Origin of the sequence: Falsiroseomonas selenitidurans, from assembly GCF_012103215.1 — a bacterium.
GTDB lineage: Bacteria > Pseudomonadota > Alphaproteobacteria > Acetobacterales > Acetobacteraceae > Falsiroseomonas > Falsiroseomonas selenitidurans.
Window position 1 is genome coordinate 1 of record NZ_JAAVNE010000104.1, and the last position, 5843, is coordinate 5843.

The 5843-nt window shown below is 58.5% G+C and carries 3 tRNA genes and 3 rRNA genes; all 6 read right to left on the bottom strand.

Going from position 1 to position 5843, the window contains the following annotated elements:
• Positions 1-70: 70 nt before the first annotated feature.
• Positions 71-144, bottom strand: a tRNA-Met gene (locus HEQ75_RS27350).
• Positions 145-180: 36 nt separating this feature from the next.
• A 5S ribosomal RNA gene (rrf, locus tag HEQ75_RS27355) occupies positions 181-295 on the bottom strand.
• Positions 296-425: 130 nt separating this feature from the next.
• Positions 426-3160: ribosomal RNA gene (locus tag HEQ75_RS27360) — 23S ribosomal RNA — on the bottom strand.
• A gap of 436 nt (positions 3161-3596) precedes the next feature.
• Positions 3597-3669, bottom strand: a tRNA-Ala gene (locus HEQ75_RS27365).
• A 159-nt stretch (positions 3670-3828) separates the two neighbouring features.
• Positions 3829-3902, bottom strand: a tRNA-Ile gene (locus HEQ75_RS27370).
• Between the two features lie 236 nt (positions 3903-4138).
• Positions 4139-5627, bottom strand: a 16S ribosomal RNA gene (locus HEQ75_RS27375).
• The 16S, 23S and 5S rRNA genes sit together here with 3 tRNA genes alongside, the layout of an rRNA operon.
• Between the last annotated feature and the right edge of the window lie 216 nt (positions 5628-5843).

The following is a 5843-nucleotide window of genomic DNA, read 5'->3' on the forward strand; positions in this document are numbered from 1 at the left end:
GTAGGGCGCGGTTGGTTGCCGCGTGGCGTTTGGCCTGCGGTGGTTTGTGCTGGGTGTGTTTGTGATGGGGATGCGGGGACAGGATTTGAACCTGTGACCTTCAGGTTATGAGCCTGACGAGCTACCGGGCTGCTCCACCCCGCGGTGGTGTTGTTTGATCAGGGATGTTCCGGTGTGGTGGCCCGGCGGCGACCTACTCTCCCGAGCCTTGAGGCTCAGTACCATGGGCGCTGGGGTGTTTCACGTCCGAGTTCGGGATGGGATCGGGTGTATCATCCCCGCGATGGCCACCGGGCCACCGCACCGGAACATCTCTGATGTGGTGTTGCTGTGTGATCTGGTGTGGGTGTGTGTGTTTGGTGTTGTGCGGTTTGGTGCTGCGCGCGGCGCTGGGTTTTTGAGGCCCGAGCCGGTGCGGCGGTGTTGGTTGGAGCGCTATCGGGCGATTAGGACCGCTCGGCTGAGTGGGTTACCCCACTTGCACCTGCGGCCTATCAACGTGGTGGTCTTCCACGGCCCTCGGCGAGACCTCGTCTTGAGGCTGGTTTCCCGCTTAGATGCCTTCAGCGGTTATCCATTCCGCACTTGGCCACCCAGCCATGCCACGGGCGTGACAACTGGTTCACCAGAGGTGCGTCCATCCCGGTCCTCTCGTACTAGGGACAGATCCTCTCAAGTCTCGTACACCCACGGCAGATAGGGACCGAACTGTCTCACGACGTTCTAAACCCAGCTCACGTACCGCTTTAATCGGCGAACAGCCGAACCCTTGGGACCTGCTCCAGCCCCGGGATGCGATGAGCCGACATCGAGGTGCCAAACCTCCCCGTCGATGTGGACTCTTGGGGGAGATCAGCCTGTTATCCCTAGAGTACCTTTTATCCGTTGAGCGATGGCCCTTCCACGCGGGACCACCGGATCACTAAGGCCGACTTTCGTCTCTGTTCGCGCTGTCGCGCTCACAGTCAGGCGGGCTTGTGCCTTTGCACTCAACAGCCGATGTCCGACCGGCTTGAGCCCACCATCGCGCGCCTCCGTTACCATTTGGGAGGCGACCGCCCCAGTCAAACTGCCCACCACGCAGGGTCCCGACCCAGGATAACTGGGTTCGGTTAGACGCCAGAAAGGCACAGGGTGGTATTTCAAGGTTGGCTCCGCCGAAGCTAGCGCCCCGGTTTCATAGCCTCCCACCTATCCTACACAGTCCCTTCCTGGCGCCACTGCGAAGCTGCAGTAAAGGTTCATAGGGTCTTTCCGTCTGACCGCGGGTACCCCGCATCTTCACGGGGAATTCAATTTCGCTGAGCCCATGCTGGAGACAGTGGGGAGGTCGTTACGCCATTCGTGCAGGTCGGAACTTACCCGACAAGGAATTTCGCTACCTTAGGACCGTTATAGTTACGGCCGCCGTTTACTGGGGCTTCGGTTCGGAGCTTGCACTCCTCCCCTTAACCTTCCAGCACCGGGCAGGCGTCAGACCCTATACGTCATCTCTCGATTTCGCAGAGCCCTGTGTTTTTACTAAACAGTCGCCACCCCCTGGTCTGTGCCACCCAACAACACTTGCGTGCCGCCAGGTCTCGCTTATCCCGAAGTTACGCGAGCAATTTGCCTAGTTCCTTCAGCATGGTTCCCTCAAGCGCCTTGGAATACTCGTCCAATCCACCTGTGTCGGTTTCGGGTACGGTCCATATGTCAGAGCTATTTCCCGAGCCGATCCAACAGCAACCCCAATCCAATAAGGGATCACTGCACTTCACGGCTGTCACTTCTGACGGGCCCAGGAATATTCACCTGGTTTCCATCGGCTACGGCTTTCGCCCTCGCCTTAGGGGCCGGCTCACCCTGCGCGGATTAGCCTTGCGCAGGAACCCTTGGATTTTCGGCGGAAGGGTTTCTCACCCTTCTTGTCGCTACTCATGTCCGCATTCGCACTTCCCATACCTCCACGGCCCCTCACGGATACCGCTTCACAGGCCTAGGGAACGCTCCGCTACCGCGCATCTTACGATGCACCCACAGCTTCGGCTCGTGGCTTGAGCCCCGTTACATTTTCGCCGCAGAACAGCTATTAGACCAGTGAGCTATTACGCTTTCTTTAAAGGATGGCTGCTTCTAAGCCAACCTCCTGGTTGTTTTGGCCGTCCCACATGCTTTCCCACTTAGCCACGAATTAGGGGCCTTAGCTGGTGGTCTGGGCTGTTTCCCTCTCGACAATGGACCTTAGCACCCACTGTCTGTCTGCCAGGCTGCACTCATCGGCATTCGGAGTTCGGTTGGGTTTGGTAGGACTTTGGGTCCCCCTAGCCCATCCGGTGCTCTACCTCCGACGGTGACCGCCTGACGATCTACCTCAATAGATTTCGCGGAGAACCAGCTATTTCCCGGTTTGATTGGCCTTTCACCCCTAGCCACAGATCATCCCCGACTTTTTCAACAGGCGTGGGTTCGGCCCTCCAGTAGGTGTTACCCCACCTTCAGCCTGTCCATGGCTAGATCACCAGGTTTCGGGTCTTCTGCCGGCAACTGAACGCCCTGTTCAGACTCGCTTTCGCTGCGCCTACGCCTAACGGCTTAAGCTCGCTGCCAACAGAAACTCGCGGACCCATTATACAAAAGGTACGCCGTCACCCTTGCGGGCTCCGACTGCTTGTAGGCGCTCGGTTTCAGGTCTATTTCACTCCCCTCGTCGGGGTGCTTTTCACCTTTCCCTCACGGTACTTGTGCACTATCGGTCGCCAGAGAGTATTTAGGCTTAGAGGGTGGTCCCCCTACGTTCAGACAGGGTTTCACGTGCCCCGCCCTACTCAAGGATCTATCAGAACACTACGGCTACGGGGCTATCACCCACTATGGCCAACCTTTCCAGGTTGCTCGCCTTCTTCCTGATAAACCACTGGCCTGCTCCGCTTTCGCTCGCCACTACTCGCGGAATCTCTGTTGATGTCTTTTCCTCCAGGTACTGAGATGTTTCAGTTCCCCGGGTTTGCCTCCCACCCCTATGTATTCAGGATAGGATCTCCTTGCGGAGGGGTTTCCCCATTCGGACATCCGCGGATCAACGATCGCTCGCATCTCCCCGCGGCTTTTCGCAGCGTGCCACGTCCTTCATCGCCTTCTGGCGCCAAGGCATCCACCGAACGCCCTTGTCTTGCTCCTACTCATTCCACCGCCGTCCGCGCGCAGGACCAAACCGCACCAGATGAGACCTTCATCCCACCAGGCCCAGTCAAACCCCACAGGGAACGACAACGGCACACACTGATTTACACACACACTGGATGACGCCCCACCCACCCGGCACCCAAGGCTCTCGCCCAGGACCACCACAGCAGCGGATCATCATCCACCAGATCTTCTTCACAGCTTGAATGAACATGCCCACCTCCAGGCATCGCCCAGGGCAGGAAACTGTCGAGGGAAGCCGGCACCACGCTCTCGCATGATGCCGCATCCAGGAACCAGCACAGCCAGGAACACCCGACCTTGCCGCACAAAGGGTCTAGCCACCCGCAGACCGCACTGCGCGGCAATGCCGCGCAACGCGCTCCGCTCCGCCCACGGCGGATCTTGCTTTCGCCAAGACGAAAGCAAAATGGAGGCTAACGGATTCGAACCGATGACCCCCTGCTTGCAAAGCAGGTGCTCTACCAGCTGAGCTAAGCCCCCTGAAACCATCAAGCTAGAGCAACCGAAAGCTTCCAAAGCCAACGGGCAGCGACCGGTGTTGCACCAGGCCGCACGCCGCGCTGCGCGGCAGTGCCGCGCAGGTCGCTCATCACCGCCTCCGGCGGATTTTTCCTTGCGGCCAAAGGCCGAAAGCAAAAATGGGCCAGGGAGGACTTGAACCTCCGACCCCACGCTTATCAAGCGTGTGCTCTAACCAACTGAGCTACTGGCCCCCACACCTGTCATACCCGCGCAGCACCAACCAGCGCGCAACCCAAGGGTCGCACGCCAGGCGCTGCAACAGGCGGAGGGAGGGGCAGCCGGATGGAAGTCAGTGTCCCGGCCCAGACACCCGCAACAACCTCATCCGAGATCGCACAGGACATCCAGGCGTGATCGACATCAGGCATCTATTTTCGGAGCATCACAGCCGAGAGGCCGAAGCCCCTCACCCCATGACGCATCCTTGAAAGGAGGTGATCCAGCCGCAGGTTCCCCTACGGCTACCTTGTTACGACTTCACCCCAGTCGCTGACCCTACCGTGGTGACCTGCCTCCTTGCGGTTAGCGCAGCCACTTAAGGTAGAACCAACTCCCATGGTGTGACGGGCGGTGTGTACAAGGCCCGGGAACGTATTCACCGCGGCGTGCTGATCCGCGATTACTAGCGATTCCACCTTCACGTACCCGAGTTGCAGGGTACGATCTGAACTGAGACGGCTTTTCGGGATCGGCTTGGCATCACTACCTCGCTTCCCTCTGTCACCGCCATTGTAGCACGTGTGTAGCCCAGCCCATAAGGGCCATGAGGACTTGACGTCATCCCCACCTTCCTCCGGCTTGTCACCGGCAGTTCCTCTAGAGTGCCCACCCAGACGTGCTGGCAACTAAAGGCGAGGGTTGCGCTCGTTGCGGGACTTAACCCAACATCTCACGACACGAGCTGACGACAGCCATGCAGCACCTGTGCATCAGGCCCCTTGCGGGGAAGGTCCATCTCTGAACCGGTCCTGACCATGTCAAGAGCTGGTAAGGTTCTGCGCGTTGCTTCGAATTAAACCACATGCTCCACCGCTTGTGCGGGCCCCCGTCAATTCCTTTGAGTTTCAACCTTGCGGCCGTACTCCCCAGGCGGTGCGCTTACCGCGTTAGCTACAACACTGAGATTCTAAGAACCCCAACATTCAGCGCACATCGTTTACGGCGTGGACTACCAGGGTATCTAATCCTGTTTGCTCCCCACGCTGTCGCGCCTCAGCGTCAGTAATGGACCAGGTCGCCGCCTTCGCCACCGGTGTTCTTCCCAATATCTACGAATTTCACCTCTACACTGGGAATTCCACGACCCTCTTCCATCCTCAAGCCCCACAGTCTCAAGCGCAGTCCCCAGGTTGAGCCCGGGAATTTCACGCCTGACTTACAGAGCCGCCTACGCGCCCTTTACGCCCAGTAATTCCGAGCAACGCTAGCCCCCTTCGTATTACCGCGGCTGCTGGCACGAAGTTAGCCGGGGCTTCTTCTACGGGTACCGTCATCATCGTCCCCGTCGAAAGGACTTTACAATCCGAAGACCTTCTTCATCCACGCGGCATTGCTGGATCAGGCTTGCGCCCATTGTCCAATATTCCCCACTGCTGCCTCCCGTAGGAGTCTGGGCCGTGTCTCAGTCCCAGTGTGGCTGGTCGTCCTCTCAGACCAGCTACCGATCGCAGGCTTGGTAGGCCATTACCCCACCAACTACCTAATCGGACGCAGGTTGCTCCAAAGGCGCCCGAAGGCTTTGATCCTCAGATCACATGCGGTATTAGCGTCAGTTTCCCAACGTTATCCCCCACCCCTGGACACATCCCTACGCGTTCCTCACCCGTCCGCCACTGCCCCCGAAAGGACCGTGCGACTTGCATGTGTTAAGCATGCCGCCAGCGTTCGCTCTGAGCCAGGATCAAACTCTCAGGTTCATCAAAGCATCCATCCAACACCCTCTCAGGCACCAGACAAACACACATCAACCCAATCCCAACCCACTCAAAAAACACCAACTTAAACCCATCCGGCCACCCTTCCCCCCGCTACCAGCCAACCAACAACACCCTCAACAGGCACCATCAGCCAACCAACAACAAGCAAAGAGCAACCAATACTCTTCCCTCAACAGATACACAGCTTGAATGAAC